This window comes from Pseudomonas paracarnis (assembly GCF_904063055.1).
Lineage (GTDB): Bacteria > Pseudomonadota > Gammaproteobacteria > Pseudomonadales > Pseudomonadaceae > Aquipseudomonas > Aquipseudomonas paracarnis.
Window position 1 is genome coordinate 537,731 of sequence record NZ_CAJFCN010000002.1, and the last position, 24,637, is coordinate 562,367.

The window sequence follows — 24,637 nt, forward strand, 5'->3', positions numbered from 1 at the left end:
GGCTACGCCTTCCACGCTTGACGCAAACGCGCCAGCGCCTGCGCAATGGCCGCCTCCGGCACGGCGGCAAACCCCATCACCAGGCCAGCATGCTGGTCCGGTGGCGGGCGTGTGCCAGCCAGCCAATAGCTGCTCAAACCATTGATCTCGACATCCACTGCACGGGCCTGAGCGAGCAACGCCTGCTCCCGGGCCAGGCTGTCCACCCGCACCGTGATGTGCAAACCCGCCGCGGCATTTGGCAACGCGCCGACCCCGGGCAACCCGGTGGGCCATCCGGCCAACAACGCATTGCGCCGGCTGAGCGCGGCGCGACGCATCCGACGAATGTGGCGCTGGAAGTGCCCCGCCGCCATGAACTCGGCCATCACCGCCTGGGTGCTGACTTCGGAGTGACGCACGTCCACGGCGCGGCGCCGGGTGAAGGCTTGCACCAGGCCCGGTGGCAACACCAGATAACCCAGGCGCAACGCCGGGAACGCCACCTTGCCGAAGGTGCCCACATACAGCACGCGGCCACTGCGATCCAGCGCGGCCAACGGTGACAGCGGCGCGCCGCTGTAGCGGTACTCGCCGTCGTAATCGTCTTCCACGATCCAACCGCCTGAACGTTCGGCCCAGGCCAGCAATTCCAGGCGCCGAGCCAGGCTCATCACCACGCCCAGCGGGTACTGATGGGAAGGCGTGACATACGCCACGCGGCAATCATTGAGGGTACTGAGCACCTGGCAATCCATGCCCTCGCCGTCGACCGGCACGCCATGCAGTCGCCCGCCGGCCAAAGCGAATGCATGGCCGGCCGCGCGATAGCCAGGGTTTTCCACCGCCACGCCATCCCCAGGCTCCACCAGCAACTGTGCACAAAGGCTAATGGCCTGCTGTGCGCCGCTGGTGATCACAATTTGTTCAGCCGTGCATTGCATGCCGCGCGAGCTGCGCAGGTACGCGGCGATCAAACCGCGCAGGCGACCGTCACCGGCCGGGTCGCCATAGCACAGCTGTTCCAGGTCGGGTTTGCGCCAGAACGCCCCATTCAGCTTGGCCCATACCTCAAACGGGAACAGATCGAAGGCGGGTACGCCCACGCGAAATGCCCGGGGCGGTCCCAACGGCGGCTGAGGCAGATGATGGTCTTTTACCCGTGCCAAACCGGCGCTGTGGATAACTTCGTCATCTAAATCCTCGGGCATATTCGCCCATTTTGTGGATAAGCCTGGGGATAAGCTTGTTGACAACCCTGTGGATACTTTTGTGGATAGTTTTTCGGCCATCGGCAATTGGGCAACATAGGTGCCATCACCGACCCGGCTTTCGATAAACCCCTCCGCGTACAGCTGATCGTAGGCGCGCACCACGCTGTTGCGGGAAATCGACAAGGCCGCCGCCAGATCACGGGTAGCGGGCAGCCGCGTGCCACTGACCAATCGCCCATCCAATACCCGCTGGCGCAGGGCCTCATACAGCTGGCGCGTGAGGCCCTGGCGGCGGTCTAGCTCGATACCGGCGGGGTTGAAGGACAACGGTGGCGAAACAGACGGCATATTGGACCTATAAAAATAGCGCTAGATGGCTCTTACAACGAACCAATAGCCTGCCTAGGATGCAGGCATTCGCCAAGGAAAATCTCCATGTACACACCCCGCGCCTTTGCTCTCGATGACTTGCCCGAAATCCAGCAACTGATCCAGCACACCCGTCTGGCGCAGTTGGTAACCGTGGGTGAAAACGGCCTGCAAGCCAGCCACTTGCCCTTGCTGCTCAACCCCGATGAAGGGCCCAATGGCACGCTGTACGGTCACTTGGCCAAAGCCAACCCGCAATGGCGCGAGCTGCAAAATGGCGGTGAAGCGCTGGTGATCTTCGCCGGTGCCGACGCCTATATCAGCCCGGCGTTTTACCCCGCCAAGGCCGAGCACGGCAAAGTGGTCCCGACCTGGAACTACATCGCCGTGCACGCCTATGGCACGCCTGCGGTATTCAGCGACGCCGAGCGCTTGCTCAAGGTGGTCACCGCCCTCACCGACCGCCATGAAAGCGGCCGCGCCCAACCCTGGCGTGTCAGCGACGCACCGGCGGACTACATTGACGGCATGCTCAAGGCCATCGTCGGCTTTGCCCTGCCGATCGAGCGCCTGGTGGGCAAACGCAAGCTCAGCCAGAACCGCAGCGCCGCCGACATGGCCGGTGTGCGTGACGGCCTGGCCGCCAGTGCCGATGTACGTGACCAGACCCTCGCCCGCTTTATTCCCCAAGGAGTTTCAGAATGAGCTTGATCGACATTCGCCAGGTTACAGCCGCCGACCAAGCCGCCTGGCTGCCGCTGTGGCAGGCCTACTTGGCGTTCTACAACACCGAACTGCCGGACGCCGTCAGCCAAAGCACCTGGCAACGCCTGATCGACCCCCGCGAGCCGACCCATTCGGCACTGGCCTGGCAGGACGGCAAGGCGGTGGGCATGGTCAACTTCATCTACCATCGCTCCAACTGGAGCATCGAGAACTCCTGCTACCTGCAGGATTTGCTGGTGGACCCGACCCAACGTGGCACGGGCGTAGGTCGCAAGCTGATCGAATTCGTCTCCGCCACCGCCAAGGCCGATGGCTGCTGCAAAGTGCACTGGTTGACCCACGAGACCAACGCCACCGCGATCCAACTCTACGAGCGCATCGCCGAACGCCCAGGCTTCATCCAATTTCGCAAAGGTCTTTAAGGAGCACAGCATGATCACTTCCCTCGCTGATTGGAAAGGCGTCCCGGCGCCGACTGCGCAACTGCTTGAAGGGCGTTTTATCCACTTGGAAAAGCTCGACCCGGCGCGCCATGCCGATCAACTGTGGCAAGCCCTTGAAGGCCCAGGGGCCGACCCGAAGCTGTGGGATTACTTGCCCTACGGCCCGTTCACCGAACGCAGTGCCTTCGACGCCTGGTTGAACAACCACGCCGCCCACAGCGACCCGTACTTTTTCAGCGTGATCGACCGCGCAACGGGCCAGGTTCAGGGCATCCTCAGCCTGATGTCCATCGTCCCGGCGCAAGGCCGTATCGAAATCGGCCACGTCACCTTCGGCGCACCGATGCAGCGCTCGCCGAAAAGCACCGAAGCGGTGTACCTGCTGGCCAAATATGCGTTCGAGCAGGGCTACCGTCGGCTGGAGTGGAAGTGCAACAACGGCAACGCGCGGTCCAAGTACGCAGCCGAGCGCTTGGGGTTCAGTTTTGAAGGAGTGTTCCGCCAGCACATGGTGGTCAAAGGGCAGAACCGCGATACGGCGTGGTATTCGATCCTGAATTCGGAATGGCCGAAGGTCGGTGCCGGGTTTGAGGCGTGGTTGTCGCAGGCGAACCAGAGTGGGTCGGGCCAGTTGAAGACACTCACAGAGTGCCGGGGTTAATACTCACATGTGTGGGAGCTGGCTTGCCTGCGATACAGACACCTCGGTGTATCAGGCAAAACCAGTTGATGCCATCGCAGGCAAGCCAGCTCCCACAGGTTTGACTAGCGGTGAATCAGTCGGTCAGGCGCTGCGCCAGCACCGCAATATGCTCCGGTCCGATGCCGCAGCATCCACCCAGATGGCTAGCGCCGCGCGCTTGCCAATCGGCCGCCCATTGCAAGTAGCCGGGTGGGTCGAGGTCATCGCGCAACGGGTCCAGGCCATCGTTGGCCGTGGCTTCCTTGGGTTGCGGCGGGAAAGCGTTGGCGTAGGCGCCGATCTGAATCGCTACACCCAAACGGTCGAAGGTCTGGCGGGCAGCGTCAATCGCCGCGCCGATCACTTCCGGCTGGCTGCAGTTGAACAGCAATACCTGCACCCCCAGTTGCGCCGCCGCCTCGGCTGCGTCCGCCACCGGTTCGCCGGAGCGCAGGCGCGGCACCTCGTCGGTGTCTTCGTCTTTCAAGGTAAACGACAGCCAGAACGGCTTGCCATCCTTAGGCAGCCCGGCATGGATCGCCCGTGCTTCAGCGATTGAGCTCTGGGTTTCCGCCAGCCACAGATCGACATGCGGGGCCAGGCCGTTCACCAAGGGGGTGAGCAACTCACTGACGCGCTCGGCCTGGAACAGATCTGGGCGATAAGAGCCAAATAGCGGCGGCAGTGAGCCGGCTACCTGCACGGCTTTACCGGAGGCCTGCACCGCCCGTCGCGCCAACTCACCGGCCAGGGCGGCGAGCGCCTGCCCTTCTTGGGCGAACCGCGCTTCGCCGATATGGAACGGCACCACCGCGTAACTGTTGCTGGTGATCACATTGGCGCCGCTGTCGATGTAGGCCGCGTGCACCGCCTCCACCGCTTGCGGCGCTTCGCTCAAGGCCAGTGCCGACCATTCCGGCTGACGGAACGGCGCCCCACGGCGTTGCAGTTCACGGCCCATGCCACCATCGAGAATTACTGTGCTTACTGCGCCCATATGCTTTTTACTCATATGCTTATGAAAATAACTCACTATGAGAGTCGTTCTTATAACTATTTAATGCGTACCGTTCGGTTAATAACAACCTCTTTTTTATTCAGGTGTTCGATTTTGAAATTCAGACCGCTGTTGGCCCTGGGCCTGACGATGTTGGCTGCTTCAACCCAAGCCTTTGGCGGTGCCACGCTGGATCGTGTCGAGCAGAAGAAAGAGCTGGTCGGCGTGCTGATGGAAAGCTATCCACCGTTTTCATTTCTCAATGACCAGAACCAGCTCGACGGTTTCGACGTGGACGTGGCCAAGGCCGTGGCACAAAAACTGGGCGTGAAGTTGCGCCTGGAAACTCCGTCCTGGGACGTGATCGCCGCCGGCCGCTGGAGCGGGCGCTACGACATCTGCATCTGTTCCATGACCCCAAGCAAGGCACGCGCCGAGGTGTTCGACTTCCCGGTGGAGTACTACGCCTCGCCCGCCGTGATTGTGGTCAATGCCAAGGACGACCGCATCCACGAAGCCCGGGACCTGAGCGGCAAGAAAGTCGGCCTCACTAGCGCCTCTAGCTACGAAAGCTACCTGAACAAGAACCTGGTGATCGAAGGCGCCGAAGACACGCAGTTGCAGTACCCGTTCGAGGAGGTGCAGATCGCCCCGTACGACACCGACAACGTGGCGTTCCAGGATCTGGGCCTGGGCGCTGGCGTGCGCCTGGATGCGATCCTCACCAACCTGGTCACCGCACAGCCGCGCCTGAGCCAGGACAAGCGTTTCAAGCTCGCCGGTGTGCCGCTGTACTCGGAGCCCAATTCGGTGGCCATCGAGAAAGGCGACCCGCAGTGGGACAGCAAAGTGCGTGAGGTCTTCGCCCAGCTCAAGCAGGACGGAACCTTGAGCGCGCTGTCGCAAAAATGGATCGGCGCCGATATCAGCCGATGAGTTTTCGCCTACGGCTTTACCTGACCTGGGCGGCGCTGTTCGCGCTGTTTGCGAGTTTCTTCCTGAGCTTTGACCTGAAGTTCTCGATCATCCTCGACAAGCTGCCCAACCTGGTCGGCCTGCACCTTGCGCCCAACGGCTTCCTGCAAGGCGCGGCGCTGACGCTGTTCTTGTGCCTGTGCGCCATTGTCGCGTCGTCGGTGCTGGGCTTTATCACCGCGTTGGGGCGCCTGTCCAAAAGTGCCGTGGCGTTCGGCATCGCCAGTTTCTACGCCTCGTTCTTTCGCGGCACGCCGCTGCTGATCCAGATCCTGTTGATCTACCTGGGCCTGCCGCAATTGGGGCTGGTGCCAGGCGCCATCGTCGCCGGGATCATCGCGTTGTCACTGAATTACGGCGCCTACCTGAGCGAGATTTTCCGCGCCGGCATCCTCGGCGTGCCCCACGGCCAACGCGAGGCCGCGCTGGCCCTGGGCATGCGCGACAGGGCGATCTTCTGGCACGTGACCCTGCCCCAGGCCATGCGCACCATCATCCCGCCGGCCACCAACCAGTTCATCTCGATGCTCAAGGACTCCTCCCTGATCTCGGTGATGGGCGTGTGGGAAGTGATGTTTCTGGCGCAGTCCTATGGCCGCTCAAGCTACCGCTATATCGAGATGCTCACGACGGCGGCGATCATTTATTGGGTGATGTCCCTGGGGCTGGAATTGATCCAGGCGCGGATGGAGCGGCATTTCGGCAAGGGCTACGTGCGGCGCGGTTGACGGTCAGGGCCTGTTGCGCCGCACCTTGACCACGCCCATCTGCAAACCGAAGGGCCGAAACACGGCATTCAGCGATTTCAGGGTTGGGTTGCCATCGCCATGTTCGATATGCACCAGGGTACGCACCGAAATTTTGCACATTCTGGCGAACTGGCTTTGGTGCAGGCCGGTCACTTCGATGCGCAGGCGGCGTACGGCGGAGCCCAGCTCAAGCGAGCCACCGGCCAAGCCTTGTTCGACGCTGTCGATCAACAACGCACGAGCATCCATGCTAATCGTCATCTCAACCCCCACTGCCTGAGACGCAGGTCCAGTTTCCCTAATGGGATGCTTGGGTGATTCAAGGTCACAGCGGGCACGCCACTGGCCACCAGAAGATCCGGTAATGCACGCAGGTGCTCGGCTGTTTGTCGCAGGCGTTCAAAGCTTTGCTCGGGGTCGACGAGGTCGGCCAGAGCCTCGCATACCGCTCGCCAATTGATATCCCCGGCGATTTCCAAGGGTTTGGGCCATTTGGTGGTTCGAGTGACGGCTTCAGCGTCCATTACCATGGGTGCCAAATCATAAATGGGGGCCAGGCGCAGCGCCTTGGGCTCGCGGATGATCGATGTATTGCGGCCGTGGTTATCCGAATTACCCAGCACTTTATTCAGCAAATCCCGGCGCAGGTACTCTGCGACCAGATCTGCGACGTGGTCCTCTTGTCCCACTGCTCGCCATTGATCGACCAACAGCCTCACCACCTCCAGATGATCCATGTAGCTGCCAGGGGTGGTCACACCGGCCAAGGAATAGATCGACTCGACGGCCAGCCGTTCAACACCGCCCTCACCCAGCCTGCGATCAAAACGATGCATCCACAGGCTGGGTTTTGTCGCCTCTTCCAGCGCCAGCCCTTGGGTGGCGACCGTTTCGATGCCAAGAGACTCAAGCGCCCGGTAATAGTGGTACTCACTTCGCAGGATATCTTGATCAGTCTGCGTAGCCTGGTTGCGCGCGAACTTGATGAACCAGTGCTGAGCGACGTCAGCGTCATTCAGGATCGCGTCTGGATACAGCAAGCCATCTACGCCTTGGGTCATCAACAATTTCGGTGCCTCGCCCCCTGCTCCGGTAGCACCGCCGATGGCAGCACCTTGTTCATAGGCATATTCCAGGAAACGGCTATCGCGACTGACGACCTCATGTCGTGCAAACCCCATCGGGGTTTCACCGCCCAGGGCTTGGATGGACTCCTTGATCCGCATGTTGCCAATCGGCGCCGACGTACTGCGCCCCAGCAAGAACAAGTCGTCATCGATGGCCTGGGGTTTCTCACGACCAAGACGCTGCATCAAAAAGCGCTTGGCCGCGCCGGCTGGCGCGATATCGTGCAAAAAAGCGGGGGCTGACTTGAGCACCGTAACGTCCCAATCCAGCGGGAACCGGGCACTGGCCGCGTAGCAAAAAGGCTGCTGGATCTCTTCGAGGTGATCGGCCAGATAATCCTGGCGGTAATGAAACCTGCAGGGCCCGACAAAACCCCGTTGCGGTTCAGGAAATTCAAGCCGCATAGCATCATGCCAGTGCCCGGCGGTGAAAATTTGCAGCGTCAAAGAGTAAGCGGTGTCTTTCTGCAATTTAGTGCACCTGCTAAGCAGTGATGAGAGCAACACATGCAATATAGTGCATTTCTCACTCATAGAGTGTCTTTATATATGCATTAAAATGCAGATATGGAGGGGAAAGACCTGGAGATATGCAATTTAATTCATACGACTTGACCGTCATCACTGCGACACATTTCTGCAACGACCTTGCGCTATACCAGTCGACTCGCTTGCCATAACAAGGTCGCCCAGCATGCCCCCGTGTCCACAATGCCTCGCGCTCGCCATCACCCTGTTGGCCAGCGGCAGTTTCATTGAAGCAGCCGCAGCCAAGACCCTGCAGATCGACACGCCTACGACACAGGGGCAAACCCTGGGTGGCAGTGATACGTTGACCACGTCGGCGCCTGGCAGCATTACAACCTCCGGGGTGGCGGTGACGCTCAAGGACGGCACCCGCGGTGCGGGGGTGGTGGTGACTAACGCGGGCAAGCTGGTCTCCAGTGGCGGTCGGGGTATCGACAGTTCGGGGAACGTCAGCGGGGAGCGCAGGTACAGCGTTTACAACCTTGCCGGTGGGGTGATTCAAGGTGCCAATGATGCGTTGCGCATCAACAGTAACGTTGTCAGCGGCAGCGTGCTGATCGACAACAGCGGCACCCTTCGCTCGGCCACCGGCCAAGGGCTGGACCTGGATGCGCTGCGCAGCAGCAACGTCACCACCACGATCATCAACCGTGCCGGTGGCTTGATTCGCGGGGAGGCCAGCGACGGCATGAAGACTGGCGCCAACGCCTCTATCACTAACTACGGTGAGATCTCCACCGGCAACACCTTCTCCCGCGATGACAAGTTCGATGGCGTGGACATCGACTCCGCCAGCGGCGTGACGGTGACCAACTATGGCCTGATTTCCGGTGGCCGCCATGGCATCACCACGGACGAGGGCGCCACGCTGACCAACTACGGCACGGTGATCGGCCGCAACGGCTCGGGCTTTGGTTCCGATGGCGACGGCACTGTGATCAACCACGGCACCATCACCGGCGCGTTCTCCGGGCTGCAACCGGATGGCGACGGTGACGGCGTGGACATCGACAAGATCGCCCATATCGAAAACTACGGCGTCATCCAGGGTGTCGGCGCCGGGGGTGTCGACAAGAACGGCTTTGCCAACGGCAGCGAAGGGATCGCCCTGGGCGGTGGCTCTCTCTACAACGCCAAAGGCGCGTTGGTCAGTGGTGCCAACAATGCCATCCTGGTGGACGACGGCAGCGACGGGCCGGGGCTCGCGGCTACCATCCTGGAGAACCACGGCACGATTCAGGGCCTGGATGGCTTTGGCGTGAAGTTCGTCGGCAACTATGCCGACACGGTTATCAATAGCGGCACGATCAGCGGCAGTAATGGCCTGGCCCTGGATTTGGGCGGCGGCGATGACCAGCTGATCTTGCGCAACGGCAGCCGCTTTATCGGCACGGTGGACGGCGGCAGTGGTTACGACCGACTGACCCTGGACGACGTCGCAGGGGGCAGTTTTGGCGACAGCCGCAACCTTGAATGGCTGGAGGTCAAGCAAGGTACCTGGACGTTGACCGGCCAGGGTGATTTCAGCGACGGCGGCAAGATTTCCACCGGTGCCAAGCTGGTCAACCAAGGCGGGATTACCGGTAACGTGACGGTCGACACAGGCGGTGTGTATGCCGGCGGCGGCTCGGTGGGCAGCCTGGTGGTGAACGGCACCCTGCAGACCAACACCGCGTTGGGCACCGCCACCATCAACCGCGACTTGCGCATGGGCAGCGGCTCGACCCTGGCCTATGGCGTCAACGCCGACGGCAGCAGCGCGCCGATCAAGGTCGGCGGCACCGCTTACCTCAATGGCGCGACCCTGGCGGTCAACCCCGGCGAAGGCACCTACCCCTGGCAAAGCCATTACAGCGTGCTGCAAGCCGGCAGCATCAATGGCACGTTTGGCAAGGTCACCAGCGACTACGCCTTCCTGACCCCAACCCTGGATTACAGCGCCACTCAGGTCGGCCTTACATACACCCGTAACGACATCGCCTTCAACCAATTCGCCAGCACCGGCAATGGCGCCAGCGCCGCCAACAGCCTGGCAGGCCTGGGCACGAACAACCCGCTGTACAACGCCCTGCTCAATACCACCAGCGCCACAGCCGGGGCAGCCATCGAGCAACTGGCGGGCAGTAGCACCGCCAACCTCACCAGCGCCACCCTCAATGCCAGTGCGCAAGTGGGCCACAGCATGCTCGCCGCCATGCACCAGGTGGGTGGCGGTGCGGGACTGCTGGTGGGGCTCAATGACCAAGATACGCCGGTACTGGCCGCCACCGGCGTGCCCGCCGAGGTGCGCAACCTCAATGACCCGAACGCGCGCGGCCGCCTGTGGCTGCAAGGCATCGGCAGCTACGGCAAGCTCGATGGCGAGCACGGCAGTAACGGCTTGACCCAACGCACCAAAGGTACAGTGCTCGGCGCCGATTGGGCGCTGGATAGTGACTGGCGCCTGGGTGTGCTGGGCGGTTACTCCAAGACCGACCTGGACACCACCGGTGTGGACGGCAGCGTCGACAGCTGGCACGCCGGCGTCTATGCCCTGCGCCAGAGCGGCCCACTGGCCTTGCGCCTGGGTGCGGCCTACAGCGGGCATCAGGGCGACAGTAAACGCACGGTGGCCTTCAACGGTTTTAACGACCGCCCCAAGGGCGACTATGACGCCAACAGCCAGCAGGCTTTCGCTGAACTGGGCTACGCCATGGGTAGTGGCCGCTTGAGCGCAGAACCGTTCGCCAACCTCGGCTACCAGCGCTACCAACGCGACGGCTATAACGAAAAAGGCGGCGCCGCTGCGTTGCATGTCGAGGGCCAGACCCAGGACAACTTCAGCAGCACCTTCGGCCTTCGCCTGGCGCACCTGAGCCAGCTGGACAACGGCGTCAGCCTCACACCTCGTGCCAGCGTTGGCTGGAAGCACACCTATGGCGATGTCGACAGCACCACACGCCAGGCTTTCCTGGCCGGTGGCACCGTCTTCAATGTGCAAGGCAGTGCGCTGGATCGGGACAGCCTGTTGCTCGAAGCGGGCCTGGACGTAGGCTTATCCGTCCGTCATCGCCTGGGCCTGGGCTATACCGGCGAAGTGGGCAGCAACAGCCGCAACCATGCGCTGACCGGCCAATGGCAGATGAGTTTTTAATCGCACCGTACTAGAGACAACTCCCGCAAAACGGTGGTCGATAGCCTGACAGTTATCCCCCCGCACCTCGCCTAAATTCCCGGCCTCATTCATCAGAGGTTGGGAATTCATGCCCTTTACACTTCAAAGAACCGCAATCGTCATCGGCCTGGCAGTGGCCGCGAGTTTTCAGCCCGCCCACGCGCGAGGCGATATCGAATACAAGCCCTATGAGAACCATCCCTACGACGCCACCGACTATAGCGGGGCGTTTATACCCAAGTTCGAAGCGCCGCCCATTCCACCGCCCTTCGACGGATTCCTCACCCAGCAGGCCACTTCGCACAACGGCCTGCAGGTCGCCAAGGTGCTGGAGCCGGCAGTGATTCAACTGGTGGCCTCCGGCGAGTTGGACTCGGAAGACCTCAAGGAGCTGCAAAAATCACTTGAGCAATTGAGCAAGCAACCCGGAGGGATCGGCGCAGCCCTTGAGCAACTGGCCGCCAGCCAAAACGCCAACCTGGCCACCGCAACCCAGGCCACCACCCAGCACCTGAGCCGCCAATTGCTCGCCACCCTGCGCACACTGCCTACTGACGACGACGGCCACTTCTGGGTGCAAGGCCTGGGCAACGGCGGCAGCCTAGACGCACAACACGGCAGCGCCGGCTTGAAGCACGATACCCAAGGCCTGTTGCTGGGCGCCGACTGGGCGCTCGACCATGCCTGGCGGGTGGGTGTCATGGGCGCCAAGACCTCCAGCCACTTCGATGCCCCGCGTTATGCCGCCAACCTGGACAGCTGGCACTTGGGCGGCTACGCCGTGCGCCAGGACGGCCCCTTCGCCCTGCGCCTGGGGGCGATCTACAGCAACCATGCCGGGCAGAACAAACGCAGCGTCAGCCTGCTCAATTACCACGACTCGCTCAAAAGCAAATACAACGCCAGCAGCCAGACACTGTTCTCCGAACTCGGCTATCAATTGGGCAGCGGTGATTCCACTGTCGAACCCTTCGTCGGCCTCGGCTACCAACGCTATCAGCGCGACCGTTTCAAAGAGAGCGGCGGCGTAACCGCATTGAACGTCGGCCCACAAACCCAGCGAAACTTGAACAGCACCTTTGGCCTGCGCCTGGCAACGCTGTATCGCTTCGACAACAACATGAGCCTCACGCCTCACCTAAGTACGAGCTGGAAGCACCTGTATGGCGACGTCAATAGCCAGGTCCGCCAAACCTCGCGCTATGCGCCAGGCCTGATCGACGGTTACACCATCACTGGCACCGCCCTGGACCGCGATAGCTTTGACTTGCAAGCAGGCCTGGACCTTGCCTTGTCCACCCAACACAGCGTCGGCCTGACCTATACCAGCCAAGCCGGCAACCATGGCCACGAACAAGGCCTGATGGGCCAGTGGAAAATGAGCTTCTAAGCCCGGGAACGCCTGAATTTCAGGCGAAAAAAAAGGGGAGCACCTGCCCCCCCCGAGGATTAAACGTCAGTCTCGAAGGCTGTGATCAGCCTTCGATCTCAATCAGGATTTCGCCAGGATTCACCCGGTCGCCCTTGGCCACATGTACAGCGCTCACCTTGCCGGCAATCGCTGCCTGCACTTCGGTTTCCATCTTCATGGCTTCGGTAATCAGCACGGCCTGGCCGGCCTTGACCACGTCGCCGACCTTGACCAGCACATCGACGATATTGCCCGGCATCGCCGTGCTGACATGGCCCGGTTCGGTGGCATGCTTGCGCTTGCTGCCGCCGCTGCTGACAAACTCGTTGAGCGGTTCGAACACCACTTCTTCCGGCATGCCGTCGATGGACAGGTAGAAGTGACGCTTGCCTTCGGCCTTCACGCCGACACCGGTGATATCCACGCGGTAGCTTTCGCCGTGCACGTCGATAACGAATTCGGTCGGTACGCCTTCGCCGCCAGCACGGGCCACGCCGCCCGCTTCAGGGATCGGCAACAGCACTTCAGGAGCCAAGGTGCCGGCGTCGCGCTCTTCGAGGAACTTGCGCCCGATGTCCGGGAACATGGCGTAGGTCAGCACGTCTTCTTCGGACTTGGCCAATGCGCCGATTTCACCGCGCAGCTTGGTCATTTCCGGCTTGAGCAAATCCGCCGGGCGCACGTCGATCACGTCTTCGCTGCCGATGGCCTGGCGGCGCAGTTTTTCGTTCACCGTGCCAGGCGCCTTGCCGTAACCGCCTTGCAGATAGAGCTTCACTTCGTTGGTGATGGTCTTGTAGCGCTCACCGGCCAGCACGTTGAAGAACGCCTGGGTACCGACGATCTGCGAGGTCGGCGTTACCAGCGGCGGGAAGCCAAGGTCTTCACGCACTCGTGGAATCTCGGCCAACACTTCACTCATGCGGTTAAGAGCGCCCTGCTCTTTGAGCTGGTTGGCCAGGTTGGAGATCATCCCGCCCGGCACCTGGTTGACTTGCACACGGGTGTCGACGGCGGTGAATTCGCTCTCGAACTGGTGGTACTTCTTGCGCACGGCGTAGAAGTACAGGCCGATCTCTTGCAGCAGTTCCAGGTCGAGGCCGGTGTCGAACTCGCTGCCTTTAAGGGCCGCTACCATCGACTCGGTGCCCGGATGGCTGGTGCCCCAGGCAAAGCTGGAGATGGCCGTGTCGATATGGTCGGCACCGTTTTCGATGGCCTTGAGTTGGCACATCGCGGCCAGACCGGCGGTGTCGTGGGAGTGGATGAAGATCGGCAGATTCTGCTCGGCTTTGAGTGCCTTGACCAGTTCGCCAGTGGCGTAGGGCGTGAGCAGGCCGGCCATGTCCTTGATCGCGATGGAGTCGCAGCCCATGGCTTCCAATTGCTTGGCCTGGGCCACGAACGCTTCCACGGTATGCACTGGGCTGGTGGTGTAGGCGATGGTGCCTTGTGCATGTTTGCCAGCGGCCTTGACCGCTTCAATGGCCACGCGCAGGTTACGCACATCGTTCATCGCATCGAAAATGCGGAACACGTCGATACCGTTGACCGCCGCCTTGGCCACGAAGGCCTTGACCACGTCGTCGCTGTAATGGCGGTAGCCCAGCAGGTTCTGGCCGCGCAGCAGCATTTGCAGGCGCGTGTTAGGCAGTGCGGCGCGCAGTTGGCGCAGGCGCTCCCACGGGTCTTCCTTGAGGAAGCGCACACAGGCGTCGAAGGTTGCGCCGCCCCAGACTTCCAGGGACCAGTAGCCGACTTTGTCGAGCTTGTCGCAGATCGGCAGCATGTCGTCGGTGCGCATGCGGGTGGCCAGCAACGATTGGTGGGCGTCGCGCAGGATGGTGTCGGTTACGAAGATCTTCTTGCTCATTGTTATATTCCTCACAGGCCTGCGTGGGCGGCGATGGCGGCGGCGATGGCCAGGGCCAGCTCTTCGGGTTTGCGCTTGATCGAGTAGTTGGTCAGCTCAGGGTGGCTTTCCACAAAGCTTGTATTGAACTGGCCGCTACGGAATTCCGGGTTGCGCAAGATTTCCTGGTAGTAGGCGGCGGTCGTCTTCACGCCTTGCAGGCGCATGTCGTCCAGGGCACGCAGGCCGCGGTCCATGGCTTCTTCCCAGGTCAACGCCCACACCACCAGTTTCAGGCACATGGAGTCGTAGAACGGCGGGATGGTGTAACCGGTGTAGATCGCCGTGTCAGTTCGCACGCCGGGACCGCCGGGGGCGTAGTAACGGGTGATCTTGCCGAAGCTTGGGAGGAAGTTGTTCTTCGGGTCTTCGGCGTTGATACGAAACTGCAACGCGAAACCCCGGTGCTGGATGTCTTCCTGCTTGACCGACAACGGCAGGCCGGAGGCGATGCGGATTTGCTCGCGAACGATATCGATGCCGGTGATTTCTTCGGTGATGGTGTGTTCCACCTGCACCCGCGTGTTCATCTCCATGAAGTACACCTCGCCCTCGGCGAGCAGGAACTCCACGGTACCGGCGTTCTCGTAGCCCACAGCCTTGGCCGCGCGCACCGACAGGTCGCCGATGTAGGCGCGCTGTTCGGGGGTCAGCTGTGGGCTGGGGGCAATTTCGATCAGCTTCTGGTTGCGACGCTGGATCGAGCAATCACGCTCGAACAGGTGCACCACGTTGCCAAAGCTGTCACCGAGGATCTGCGCCTCGATGTGCTTGGGATTGACGATGCATTTTTCCAGGAACACTTCCGCCGAACCGAAGGCCTTGGTGGCTTCGGAAATCACGCGGGGGAAGGCTTGCTCGAGTTCTTCGCGACTGTTGCAACGACGAATGCCACGGCCGCCACCACCGGAGGTGGCCTTGAGCATCACCGGGTAACCGATACGGTCGCCTTCGGTGAGGGCTTCATGGATGTCGGCAACGTTGCCTTCGGTGCCCGGCGTGACTGGCACACCGGCCTTGATCATGCTGCGGCGCGCTTCGGTCTTGTCGCCCATGCGGCGAATCACTTCTGCCGACGGGCCGATGAACTTGATGCCGCGCTCGGCACAGATATCTGCCAATTCGGCGTTTTCCGACAGGAAGCCGTAGCCGGGGTGTAGCGCATCGCAGCCGGTTTCCACCGCCAGGTTCACCAGCTTGCGCGGGTTCAGGTAACCGGCCAGTGGCTCGGCACCGATGCTGTGGGCTTCGTCGGCACGCTTGACGTGCAACGCGTGGCGGTCGGCGTCCGAATAAACCGCGACCGAGCGAATGCCCATCTCGGCGCAGGCACGCACGATTCGTACGGCAATTTCACCACGGTTGGCGATCAGGATCTTTTTTATCACTTGGAAATTCCCTTGAGCCGATTGCTGCGTTCTTCGACCCGCTTGAGGCGGGTCGGCGCGTGACCAAATGTTTCATGACAGTCGCGAGACACACACTATGCGCACAGGAGAATTAACAAAAATCAATAATTATTGGGTTGTGTATAAGTAAAGACTTATAGTTGGCCGGACGACCGGAGAGCTAAGGGCTTATAAAATGCGTAAGTCATTGATGCGTATGACATTGCGTCAATTGCAGATCTTCAATGAAGTGTGTGATTTGCGTTCCTACAGCCGTGCCGCCGAGGAAATGTCACTCACCCAACCGGCGGTCAGCCTGCAAATTCGCCAGCTGGAAGAACTGGTCGGCCAGCCGCTGTTCGACTATGTCGGCAAAAAACTCTACATGACCGAGGCCGCCGAAGCCTTGCAACGGGCCAGCCGCGATATTTTCGGGCGCCTGGAAAACCTCGATATGCAGCTGTCGGACATGCAGGGTTCACTGCAAGGCCAACTGAAACTGGCGGTGGAGTCCAGCGCCAAGTATTTCGTGCCGCACCTGTTCGCCGCCTTCAAGCGCCAGCATCCGGAAGTGCAATTGCAGCTCACGGTGGTCAACCGTGCCCAGGTAATCCGCCGGCTCTCGGACAACCGTGATGACCTGGTGATCATGTCCATGGTGCCCCAGGACATGGGCCTGGAGTTCCTGCCGTTTCTCAACAACCCGATTGTGGCCGTGGCATTGCCGGATCATCCCTTGAGCCTGCAAGGGCCGCTGCGCCTGCAAGACCTGGAGCCTTATACCCTGCTCATCCGCGAACCGGGCTCTGGCACGCGGCTGGCCTGCGAAGAATACTTCAAGGAAAAACGCGTGCACTTCACCCAAACGGTAGAAGTGGCCTCGGCGGAGGCGCAGCGTGAGTGTGTGGCGGCAGGGTTGGGCGTGGCCCTGCTGACGCGCCACGCCTTGAACCTGGAGCTGGCCACCGGCGGGCTCAAGGAGCTGCCGGTGGAAGAACTGCCGCTGTACCGCAGTTGGTGCCTGGTGCAGGCCAAGGCTAAACGCCTGTCACCGGTGGCCCATGCGTTCCTGGGCTTTATTCGCAGCGAACGGGTGCAGATCAGCGCGTTGGCTGAGCGTTTCGCTGGGCAGCCACGGGTGCCTGCCAATGCAGTTCCGGGTAGTCACTGATGCTCTGGAGCAACTGGCGCTCCTCGCAACGATCTTCGATGGCGCGACGGAACGCCATGCGGCGCTGGTCTTCCTGCTGACGACGGGTCTTGACGGTGCTGTTGCTGTCTTCGTAGGGCCGGGTCATTTGGAGTCTCCCAATGCGAGTACGGGGAGTACAGGATGGGCGCGGGGGATGACGGTTTGGCGGCGCGGGGGTTACAGGATGATGAATCTTGCGAAGCTGGCGCAAATCCATGTGGGAGCTGGCTTGCCTGCGATGGCGGTGTATCAGGCAATGAAGAGGGTAACTGGCAGACCGCTATCGCAGGCAAGCCAGCTCCCACAGACCCTCAGTCGTCGAGGGCTTTGACGGATTTTGGCGAGAGGCGAAGGCTGCGCAAACTGCGCTTCACGCTCTTGAGGTGGTTGACCAGGCTCGGGCCACGGGCCATGGCCACGCCCATCGCCAACACGTCGATGACCACCAGATGGGCAATACGCGAGGTCAGCGGCGTGTAGATTTCGGTGTCTTCATGCACGTCGATCGCCAGGTTCACCGTGGAGAGCTCCGCCAATGGCGTCTGGCTTGGGCACAGGGTGATCAGCGAAGCGCCGCTTTCACGCACCAGGTTGGCGGTGATCAGCAGGTCTTTGGAACGACCTGATTGGGAAATGCAGATGGCCACGTCTGTGGGCTTCAAGGTCACCGCCGACATCGCCTGCATGTGCGGGTCGCTGTAGGCCGCGGCGGTCAGCAGCAGGCGGAAGAACTTGTGCTGGGCATCGGCCGCCACCGCGCCGGACGCACCGAAGCCGTAGAACTCGACGCGCTGGGCCTGGGACATCGCGGTCACGGCCTTTTGCAGCTCCACCGGGTCGAGCTTCTCGCGCACTTCCATCAAGGTGTGCAAGGTGGTGTCAAAGATTTTCAGGCTGTAGTCGGCGACGGAGTCGTCTTCATGGATTGCAAACTGGCCGAAGCTCGCACCAGCAGCCAGGCTTTGCGCCAGCTTGAGTTTCAGATCCTGAAACCCGGAGCACCCAATGGCGCGACAGAAGCGCACGATGGTCGGCTCACTGATGCCCACGCTGTGGGCCAGGTCGGCCATGGAACTGTGCATCACGGCCGCAGGGTCAAGCAGCACATGATCGGCAACCTTGAGTTCCGATTTGCGTAACAGGTGGCGCGACTGGGCGATATGTTGCAACAGGTTCAAAGGGCAGGACTCTTGTTATTGGCAGGCGCCAGGGATGTAGCAAGCTTGTAGTTATACTACAAGAATTGTCGTTTTGCCCGTGTGATGCATCACTAAATCGCCCTGCTCCCCCCTGATTCAGCGGGCAGGCGCTATGTAGCCATAAAGGCGGCCTACGCTGCGCTAAGAAAAATCTGCATTTTTACGTAACAAATCTGCCAGCCCCTCGGCCCGCATGGGCGGGCTGATCAGGTAACCCTGTACCTCGTCACACTGCTCGCCGCGCAGGAAATCCAGCTGCTGCTGATCCTCCACGCCTTCGGCCACTACCTTGAGCGCCAACCCGTGGGCCATGGCGATGATCGCACGGGTGATTGCCGCATCCTCGCGCCCCTGGCCAAGCCCGCGAATAAAGGCCTGGTCGATCTTTACGTAGTCCACCGGGATACGTTTGAGGTAGCTGAGGGATGAGTAACCGGTGCCAAAGTCGTCGATGGCCAGCTTCACCCCCAGGTCACGCAGTTGCTGGAAGGTGGCGATGATGTGTTCAACGCTGTCGAGCAACTGGCTTTCGGTCAGTTCCAGCTCCAGGTATTGCGGGTCCAGTGCGGTTTCTTCCAGCACTTGGCGCACCAGGCTGACCAGCTTGCCCTGGCGCAACTGATGCACCGACAAGTTGACCGACACGCGAATCGGCGCCAGCCCTTGACGCTGCCATTCGCAGGCCTGCCAGCAGGCCTGGCGCAGCACAAATTCACCCAACGGCACGATCAAGCCGGTTTCTTCCGCCAAACCGATAAAGTCGCTCGGCGGCACCATGCCCCACTGCGGATGCTCCCAGCGGACCAACGCCTCGGCAGCCTTCAGCTTTCCCGTCGCCAGGCACAGCTTGGGTTGGTAAAACACCGTGAGCTGACGCTCGTCGATGGCTTTGCGCAGGTGGTTTTCCAGCTGCAAACGCTCCAGGGTGCTGGCTTGCAGGCTGTCGGTGAAGAACTGGAAATTATTCCCGCCCAAATGCTTGGCGTGCTGCATCGCCATATTCGCCTGGCTGACCAGTGCAGAAATTTCCCGTGCGTTATCCGGCAACAGGCTGACGCCCATCGAGGCGCTGACCACCAGTTCATGCCCCTCCACATTCACCGGCACGCGCAATTTCGCCAGCAGCCGGGTCGCCACCCGCGCCAGGCTCGATAGGTTGCCATAGGCGTCAAACAACACGGCGAATTCATCACCGGACAGGCGCGCAATGGTGTCGGCCTCCGGCAGCGCGTTGATCAAGCGCCGCGCCATTTTCTGCAGCAGTTGGTCGGCCACTTCATGGCCCAGGCTGTCATTGAGCAATTTGAAGCGGTCGAGGTTGATATGCAGCAGCGCAAGGCTGCGACCGCCTTGGCGCACGCGCTGGTGAGCCTCGCGCAGCCGTTCGCGAAACAGCGAACGGTTGGCCAGGCCCGTCAACTCGTCATAGTGGGTGAGGTAGCGCATGCGCTCCTCCGACTCGCGCCGGGCGGACAGATCGGCGAAGAAGCCTACGATATGACTGACGTTTCCCCGCACATCGCGCACCACGTTCAGTTGTAGCCACTGCGGGTACAGTTCGCCGTTCTTGCGCGTCTCCACCAATTCGCCCTGCCAGGTGCCGTGGCTGAGCAATGCCTGGCGGATCAGCGGGAAGTGGCGCCGCGCATCGCGACTGCAGGGCAGTTCCACGACGTTGCGGCCAAGCATGTCGTCGATGTCAAAGCCGGTGACGCGGCTGAACGCCTGGTTCACGGCGATCAGCGCGTAGTTCGGGTCGAGGATCACAATGCCTTCGCTGGCCGCCTCGAACACCGTCGAAGCCAGGCGTTGCTGCTCTTCTACGGCCTTGCTGGCACTGATATCGCGACGCGTGCCCAGCATACGGATAACGCGGCCACTGGGCGTGCGCTCCACGGCGCGCCCGCGGTCTTCGATCCACACCCAATGCCCATCGCCATGACGTATCCGGTATTCCACCTGATAGTCCTCGCTGCGACCCTTGAGGTGCTCTACCAGCGCGTGCTTGAGCAGTGGCAGATCGTCGGGGTGCAAGCGCGGTTTGAGGTGGCTGAGCATCGCCGTGACGTATTCGGGCTCCAGGCCAAACAACTCCTTGAGTTGCGTGTGGTGGACCTCGTCGGTTTGCAGGTTCCAGTCCCACAGGCCCAGTTCACTGGCTTGCAGGGCCATGGCCAGGCGCGCTTCGCTTTTACTCAAGGCGAGGCTGGCAGCATCCAATTGCTGGCTGCGTTGCGCCACACGGTCTTGCAAGCCGACTTGGGCTTCACGCAAGTTCTGCTCCACCTCGCGGCGCTGCTCGACTTCGCGCACCAGGTCTTGGTTCAACTGCTCACTGCGTTGCTGCGCCTGCTGTAAATGCTCGATCAGGGCCTGGTTCTGGAAACGGCGCAACAACCCGCGCTGGATCAGGCGGTTGACCTGCCACGCCACCAGGCTCAGGGACGCCAGCAGGATCAGCCCGAGCACGCCCCAGCCTTGTTGCTGCGGTGTGCCATTCCAGAATAGGTAGACGATGGCCGGCACCAGGCACGGCAAGGCAAACGACAGGTAGGCCCAAAAGCTCACGGCATAGGCAACGCTGGCCGACAAGGTGGCGGCGCCGATCAGGCCAAACACCCAGGCTTGATGCATGAAACTGTCCGTGGGCACCAGGGCAATGGCCGCAGCCGAGAGGGTCAGGCCACTGACCGCCGAGCCGAGCATGAACATACGGCGCCACACGGGCTGGGCCTGCCGGCTGGGCATGGCCGAGTCAAAGGCCGCTACTTGAATCACGCGCATCGCCACCAGGGCCAGCAGCCAGAGCAGCCAGACGCTGTCCAGCAGGTATTGATTGGGGTTCCACAGCAACCAGGCGCAGACCAGGCCGTTGACCAGCATCAGCAGCGTCGGCAGCAACGAGCCCTGATAGAGCAGGCGCGTGCGCTCAACCGCGATTTGGGTTGCATAGTGTTTACGGATGACCTGTGCTGGGGCCGGCGAGGGGCCAAACAGGTCGGTGCTAAGGGTCATAGGCGGTGTTCTTATAATGGTGAGCCCGAAACGTCGACGGAGCATACACAAGCAAGCGCCTGGGCCAAACTGCTACAAGTCATAAAAAACCTGCTGCGATTGGCCGCAAACCTTTGGTCCAGACCGCTTGAGCAAGACACGGCACGGGTTGCGGCCGATGACCAACCGGTCATCACCCCCGTCAGAATGTTCGCCGCGTCGCTAGCCTGCAGGCGTTTTGCACCGACCATCCGGCATTGGGATTTGCCCAGGCCCCCCAAGGCCCATAGAATGCGTCGATGCGCGATGATCTCTCTCTTTTGCTGAACTCCCTCAACGATGCCCAACGCCAGGCCGTAGCGGCCCCCGTTGGCCGTCAGTTGGTCCTGGCCGGTGCTGGCTCCGGTAAAACCCGAGTGCTGGTGCACCGTATCGCCTGGTTGATCCAGGTCGAAAACGCGTCCCCGCATTCCATCCTGTCGGTGACCTTCACCAACAAGGCCGCTGCCGAGATGCGTCATCGCATCGAGCAGTTGATGGGCATCAGCCCGGCCGGCATGTGGGTAGGCACTTTCCACGGCCTGGCACACCGCCTGTTGCGGGCGCATTGGCAGGAAGCGGGGCTGAGCCAGACCTTCCAGATTCTCGACAGCGACGACCAGCAACGCCTGGTCAAGCGCGTGATCCGCGAACTGGGCCTGGACGAACAACGCTGGCCGGCGCGTCAGGCGCAGTGGTTTATCAACGGCCAGAAAGACGAGGGCCTGCGCCCGCAACATATCCAGGCCAGCGGCGACCTGTTCCTGGCCACCATGCGCAGCATTTATGAGGCCTATGAAGCGGCCTGCGTGCGCGCCGGCGTCATCGACTTCTCCGAACTGCTGCTGCGTGCCCTCGACCTGTGGCGCGACAACCCCGGTTTGCTGGCCCATTACCAGAAACGCTTCCGCCATATCCTGGTGGACGAGTTCCAGGACACCAACGCCGTGCAGTACGCCTGGTTGCGCCTGCTGGCCAAGGGCGGCGACAGCCTGATGGTGGTGGGCGATGACGACCAGTCGATCTACGGCTGGCGCGGCGCGAAAATCGAGAACATCTACCAGTATTCCGAAGACTTCCCGGACGCGGTGACCATCCGCCTGGAGCAGAATTACCGCTCCACCGCCGGGATCCTCAAGGCGGCCAACGCCTTGATCGCCAACAACACCGGGCGCCTGGGCAAAGAGTTGTGGACCGACGGCGGGGAAGGCGAAGCGATCAACCTGTACGCGGCGTTCAATGAGCACGATGAAGCGCGCTATGTGGTGGAAACCATCGAAAGCGCACTGAAAACCGGCCTGGCCCGTAGCGATATCGCGATTCTGTACCGTTCCAACGCCCAATCGCGGGTGCTGGAAGAAGCGTTGCTGCGCGAGCGCATCCCCTACCGCATCTATGGCGGCCAGCGCTTCTTCGAACGTGCCGAAATCAAGAACGCCATGGCCTACCTGCGTTTGCTTGAGGGCCGTGGTAACGATGCGGCGCTGGAGCGGGTGATCAATATCCCGGCGCGTGGCATTGGCGAGAAAACCGTTGAAGCGATCCGCGACCATGCGCGCCATGCCGATGTGTCGATGTGGGAAGCCATGCGCTTGCTGATCGCCAACAAAGGCCTGACTGGCCGTGCTGCCGGGGCGTTGGGGGTGTTTGTCGAGCTGATCGAGAACCTGGCCGCCAAGTGCGCAGAGATGCCACTGCACCTGATGACTCAGACCGTGATCGAGCAGTCCGGGCTGATCGCCTATCACGAAGCGGAAAAAGGCGAGAAAGGCCAGGCCCGGGTAGAAAACCTTGAGGAACTGGTCAGCGCTGCTCGTGCGTTCGAAAACACCGAGGACGACGAAGAGCTGACGCCGCTCGCCGCCTTCCTGGGCCACGCCTCGCTGGAAGCCGGCGATACCCAGGCCGACGAGCATGAAGACAGCATCCAGCTGATGACCTTGCACAGCGCCAAAGGCCTGGAATTCCCTTACGTGTTCCTGGTGGGCATGGAAGAAGGCCTGTTCCCTCACAAGATGAGCCTGGAAGAACCCGGCCGCCTTGAAGAAGAACGCCGCCTGGCCTACGTGGGCATTACCCGGGCGATGCAGAACCTGGTGATGACCTACGCCGAGACCCGACGCCTGTACGGTAGCGAAACCTACAATAAGGTGTCGCGCTTCGTACGTGAGGTGCCCAAGGGGCTGATCCAGGAAGTGCGCTTGTCCAACAGCGTCAGCCGCCCGTTCGGCGGTGGCCAGCAACAGAACTCCAGCAGCATGTTTGCCGGTTCCGAAATACCGGAAACCCCGTTCAGCCTGGGCCAGCAGGTCAAGCATGCGATCTTCGGCGAAGGCGTGATCCTCAACTTCGAAGGCGCCGGCGCCCAGGCCCGGGTGCAGGTGAACTTCGCCGAGGGCAGCAAGTGGCTGATGATGGGTTACGCCAAGCTCGAAGCGGTCTGAGCTGGCCACAATAAGCCCACCATCATGAAACACTGCGTAACATGAAGATTATTGGCCCTCCCTTGTTTTAGAGGCGTGCGGGCCAATATCTGTAATTAGTCCTACAGACCCTTCGGATTTGGTCTTACGCAAAAGCCCGAAACATTATGCCGCTAGCCACTGCCACGACACCTGTGCAACATGGCGCGCGTGCAATCCACAAATGGGAATTCCCTATATGAAACGTTTTCTTAGCATCGCCATGGCGTTGTGCATCGGCCTGACGATGAGCCTCGACGCCAACGCCAAACGCTTCGGTGGCGGCAAAAGCTCGGGCGCGGCACCGACTCACCAGACCAGCCAAATGGCTCCATCCGCCGGTGCGGGCGGTGCTGCGGCTACTGCAGGCGCAGCCGGTGCCGCTGGCGCTGCTGCCAAGGCCGGCGGTGCTTCGCGCTGGCTGGGCCCACTGGCCGGCATCGCCGCCGGTGGCCTGCTCGCGTCCATGTTCATGGGCGACGGCTTCCAGGGCATGCAGATCTTCGACATCCTGATCATGGGCGTCATCGCCTTTTTGGTCTTCCGCTTTATCGCCGCCCGTCGCCGCAAGCAGCAGGAGCACCTGGCTCCAGCCGGCGCGCCGATGCAGCGTGAAGCGTTCGAACAGAAGCCTGCCATGGGTTCGATCTTCGGTGGTTCGGCAGCCCCTGCCGCCCGTCCGGTGATCAACGCACCGGCCTGGTTCAACGAAGAGCGTTTCGTCGAAGCGGCCCGCAGCCACTTCCAGTCCCTGCAGCAGCACTGGGATGCCAACGAAATGGACAAGATCTCCGAGTTCGTGACCCCGCAACTGCTGGAGTTCCTCAAGCGCGAACGTGCCGAGATCGGTGACGCCTTCCAGTCGACCTACATCGACGACCTGCGCGTACAGCTCGATGGCGTGGACGATCGTGCCGACAAGACCATCGCCACCCTGACCTTCAGCGGTGTGTCGAAGTCCTCGCGTTTCGACCAGGGCGAAGTGTTCAGCGAAAGCTGGAACATGGAACGCGCCCAGGGCGACGACCAGCCATGGCTGGTCGCCGGTATCCGCCAGAACGGCTAATACCTGCGCGTTTGAGCAAGCGGTAACAAAA

General features: G+C 61.5%; 19 protein-coding genes. 10 read left to right on the forward strand and 9 right to left on the reverse strand.

What is annotated here, in order from left to right; all coding sequences use genetic code 11:
• Positions 1-2: 2 nt before the first annotated feature.
• The gene (gene pdxR, locus JMV15_RS07055) at positions 3-1,541 is read right to left on the reverse strand and encodes a MocR-like pyridoxine biosynthesis transcription factor PdxR (RefSeq protein ID WP_038452019.1); all 1,539 of its coding nucleotides are present in this window, start codon (positions 1,539-1,541) and stop codon (positions 3-5) included.
• Between the two features lie 87 nt (positions 1,542-1,628).
• On the opposite strand from pdxR, the gene JMV15_RS07060 reads away from it, so the two are divergent.
• Genes JMV15_RS07060 through JMV15_RS07070 form a run of 3 tightly spaced genes read left to right on the forward strand, consistent with a single transcriptional unit; the run spans position 1,629 to position 3,392 of the window.
• Complete coding sequence (locus JMV15_RS07060) at positions 1,629-2,267, forward strand: FMN-binding negative transcriptional regulator (RefSeq protein WP_019818148.1); 639 nt, start codon at positions 1,629-1,631, stop codon at positions 2,265-2,267.
• The gene (locus JMV15_RS07065) at positions 2,264-2,710 is read left to right on the forward strand and encodes a GNAT family N-acetyltransferase (RefSeq protein WP_038452021.1); all 447 of its coding nucleotides are present in this window, start codon (positions 2,264-2,266) and stop codon (positions 2,708-2,710) included. The genes JMV15_RS07060 and JMV15_RS07065 overlap by 4 nt, the downstream gene beginning before the upstream one ends.
• A gap of 10 nt (positions 2,711-2,720) precedes the next feature.
• Positions 2,721-3,392 carry a GNAT family N-acetyltransferase gene (locus tag JMV15_RS07070; protein WP_038452023.1) on the forward strand — a complete coding sequence of 224 codons (672 nt, stop codon included), beginning with the start codon at positions 2,721-2,723 and terminating at the stop codon, positions 3,390-3,392.
• A 115-nt stretch (positions 3,393-3,507) separates the two neighbouring features.
• On the opposite strand, the gene JMV15_RS07075 is transcribed toward JMV15_RS07070, so the two are convergent.
• A complete protein-coding gene (locus JMV15_RS07075) occupies positions 3,508-4,410 on the reverse strand; it encodes a homocysteine S-methyltransferase family protein (protein WP_014720545.1) in 903 nt (300 codons plus the stop codon).
• 114 nt (positions 4,411-4,524) lie between these two features.
• Between JMV15_RS07075 and JMV15_RS07080 the strand changes: the two genes are divergently transcribed.
• Entirely contained in the window at positions 4,525-5,346 is an 822-nt protein-coding gene (locus JMV15_RS07080; RefSeq protein ID WP_019818152.1) for an ABC transporter substrate-binding protein, read from the forward strand.
• Positions 5,343-6,113 carry an amino acid ABC transporter permease gene (locus tag JMV15_RS07085; protein WP_014720547.1) on the forward strand — a complete coding sequence of 257 codons (771 nt, stop codon included), beginning with the start codon at positions 5,343-5,345 and terminating at the stop codon, positions 6,111-6,113. The genes JMV15_RS07080 and JMV15_RS07085 overlap by 4 nt, the downstream gene beginning before the upstream one ends.
• A 3-nt stretch (positions 6,114-6,116) precedes the next feature.
• Here the strand turns inward: JMV15_RS07085 and JMV15_RS07090 are convergent, their stop codons facing one another.
• Entirely contained in the window at positions 6,117-6,395 is a 279-nt protein-coding gene (locus tag JMV15_RS07090) for a helix-turn-helix domain-containing protein (protein WP_014720548.1), read from the reverse strand.
• A complete protein-coding gene (locus tag JMV15_RS07095) occupies positions 6,392-7,732 on the reverse strand; it encodes a type II toxin-antitoxin system HipA family toxin (protein ID WP_038452025.1) in 1,341 nt (446 codons plus the stop codon). Before JMV15_RS07095 ends, JMV15_RS07090 begins: the two co-directional genes overlap by 4 nt.
• A gap of 223 nt (positions 7,733-7,955) precedes the next feature.
• Here JMV15_RS07095 and JMV15_RS07100 point away from each other — a divergent pair, with 223 nt between their 5' ends.
• Positions 7,956-10,922, forward strand: coding sequence for an autotransporter outer membrane beta-barrel domain-containing protein (locus tag JMV15_RS07100; RefSeq protein WP_038452027.1), 2,967 nt, complete (start codon positions 7,956-7,958; stop codon positions 10,920-10,922).
• Between the two features lie 109 nt (positions 10,923-11,031).
• Complete coding sequence (locus tag JMV15_RS07105; protein ID WP_014720551.1) at positions 11,032-12,333, forward strand: autotransporter outer membrane beta-barrel domain-containing protein; 1,302 nt, start codon at positions 11,032-11,034, stop codon at positions 12,331-12,333.
• Between the two features lie 85 nt (positions 12,334-12,418).
• On the opposite strand, the gene oadA is transcribed toward JMV15_RS07105, so the two are convergent.
• Together oadA and JMV15_RS07115 are read right to left on the reverse strand one after the other, a co-directional pair.
• The gene (oadA, locus tag JMV15_RS07110; RefSeq protein ID WP_003195730.1) at positions 12,419-14,227 is read right to left on the reverse strand and encodes a sodium-extruding oxaloacetate decarboxylase subunit alpha; all 1,809 of its coding nucleotides are present in this window, start codon (positions 14,225-14,227) and stop codon (positions 12,419-12,421) included.
• Positions 14,228-14,238: 11 nt separating this feature from the next.
• Positions 14,239-15,654 (reverse strand): acetyl-CoA carboxylase biotin carboxylase subunit, encoded by a 1,416-nt coding sequence (locus tag JMV15_RS07115; protein WP_003195732.1) that lies wholly within the window; start codon positions 15,652-15,654, stop codon positions 14,239-14,241.
• Between the two features lie 196 nt (positions 15,655-15,850).
• On the opposite strand from JMV15_RS07115, the gene JMV15_RS07120 reads away from it, so the two are divergent.
• Complete coding sequence (locus JMV15_RS07120) at positions 15,851-16,825, forward strand: LysR family transcriptional regulator (RefSeq protein WP_014720552.1); 975 nt, start codon at positions 15,851-15,853, stop codon at positions 16,823-16,825.
• Here the strand turns inward: JMV15_RS07120 and JMV15_RS07125 are convergent.
• The 3 genes from JMV15_RS07125 to JMV15_RS07135 form a co-directional block, all read right to left on the reverse strand.
• On the reverse strand, positions 16,755-16,952 hold the full coding sequence (locus JMV15_RS07125) for a PA3496 family putative envelope integrity protein (RefSeq protein ID WP_020302818.1): 198 nt from the start codon (positions 16,950-16,952) through the stop codon (positions 16,755-16,757). The two genes, JMV15_RS07120 and JMV15_RS07125, sit on opposite strands and share 71 nt — an antisense overlap.
• A 205-nt stretch (positions 16,953-17,157) precedes the next feature.
• Positions 17,158-18,024 carry a transcriptional regulator HexR gene (gene hexR, locus JMV15_RS07130; RefSeq protein WP_003177007.1) on the reverse strand — a complete coding sequence of 289 codons (867 nt, stop codon included), beginning with the start codon at positions 18,022-18,024 and terminating at the stop codon, positions 17,158-17,160.
• Positions 18,025-18,186: 162 nt separating this feature from the next.
• Positions 18,187-21,060 carry a putative bifunctional diguanylate cyclase/phosphodiesterase gene (locus JMV15_RS07135; RefSeq protein ID WP_014720553.1) on the reverse strand — a complete coding sequence of 958 codons (2,874 nt, stop codon included), beginning with the start codon at positions 21,058-21,060 and terminating at the stop codon, positions 18,187-18,189.
• Between the two features lie 278 nt (positions 21,061-21,338).
• On the opposite strand from JMV15_RS07135, the gene uvrD reads away from it, so the two are divergent.
• Both uvrD and JMV15_RS07145 read left to right on the forward strand, forming a co-directional pair.
• A complete protein-coding gene (gene uvrD / locus JMV15_RS07140) occupies positions 21,339-23,522 on the forward strand; it encodes a DNA helicase II (protein WP_014720554.1) in 2,184 nt (727 codons plus the stop codon).
• A 217-nt stretch (positions 23,523-23,739) separates the two neighbouring features.
• Positions 23,740-24,606 (forward strand): Tim44 domain-containing protein, encoded by an 867-nt coding sequence (locus JMV15_RS07145; RefSeq protein WP_003195740.1) that lies wholly within the window; start codon positions 23,740-23,742, stop codon positions 24,604-24,606.
• The last annotated feature ends 31 nt before the right edge of the window (positions 24,607-24,637 follow it).

Bases quoted from the DNA above. Each gene is read 5' to 3' on its own strand.
- uvrD (WP_014720554.1), top strand. From the start codon at position 21,339: ATGCGCGATGATCTCTCTCTTTTGCTGAACTCCCTCAACGATGCCCAA.
- JMV15_RS07090 (WP_014720548.1), bottom strand. From the start codon at position 6,395: ATGACGATTAGCATGGATGCTCGTGCGTTGTTGATCGACAGCGTCGAA.
- JMV15_RS07145 (WP_003195740.1), top strand. From the start codon at position 23,740: ATGAAACGTTTTCTTAGCATCGCCATGGCGTTGTGCATCGGCCTGACG.
- JMV15_RS07135 (WP_014720553.1), bottom strand. From the start codon at position 21,060: ATGACCCTTAGCACCGACCTGTTTGGCCCCTCGCCGGCCCCAGCACAG.
- JMV15_RS07105 (WP_014720551.1), top strand. From the start codon at position 11,032: ATGCCCTTTACACTTCAAAGAACCGCAATCGTCATCGGCCTGGCAGTG.
- JMV15_RS07070 (WP_038452023.1), top strand. From the start codon at position 2,721: ATGATCACTTCCCTCGCTGATTGGAAAGGCGTCCCGGCGCCGACTGCG.
- oadA (WP_003195730.1), bottom strand. From the start codon at position 14,227: ATGAGCAAGAAGATCTTCGTAACCGACACCATCCTGCGCGACGCCCAC.
- JMV15_RS07075 (WP_014720545.1), bottom strand. From the start codon at position 4,410: ATGGGCGCAGTAAGCACAGTAATTCTCGATGGTGGCATGGGCCGTGAA.
- JMV15_RS07100 (WP_038452027.1), top strand. From the start codon at position 7,956: ATGCCCCCGTGTCCACAATGCCTCGCGCTCGCCATCACCCTGTTGGCC.
- JMV15_RS07060 (WP_019818148.1), top strand. From the start codon at position 1,629: ATGTACACACCCCGCGCCTTTGCTCTCGATGACTTGCCCGAAATCCAG.
- JMV15_RS07125 (WP_020302818.1), bottom strand. From the start codon at position 16,952: ATGACCCGGCCCTACGAAGACAGCAACAGCACCGTCAAGACCCGTCGT.
- JMV15_RS07085 (WP_014720547.1), top strand. From the start codon at position 5,343: ATGAGTTTTCGCCTACGGCTTTACCTGACCTGGGCGGCGCTGTTCGCG.
- JMV15_RS07120 (WP_014720552.1), top strand. From the start codon at position 15,851: ATGCGTAAGTCATTGATGCGTATGACATTGCGTCAATTGCAGATCTTC.
- pdxR (WP_038452019.1), bottom strand. From the start codon at position 1,541: ATGCCGTCTGTTTCGCCACCGTTGTCCTTCAACCCCGCCGGTATCGAG.
- JMV15_RS07065 (WP_038452021.1), top strand. From the start codon at position 2,264: ATGAGCTTGATCGACATTCGCCAGGTTACAGCCGCCGACCAAGCCGCC.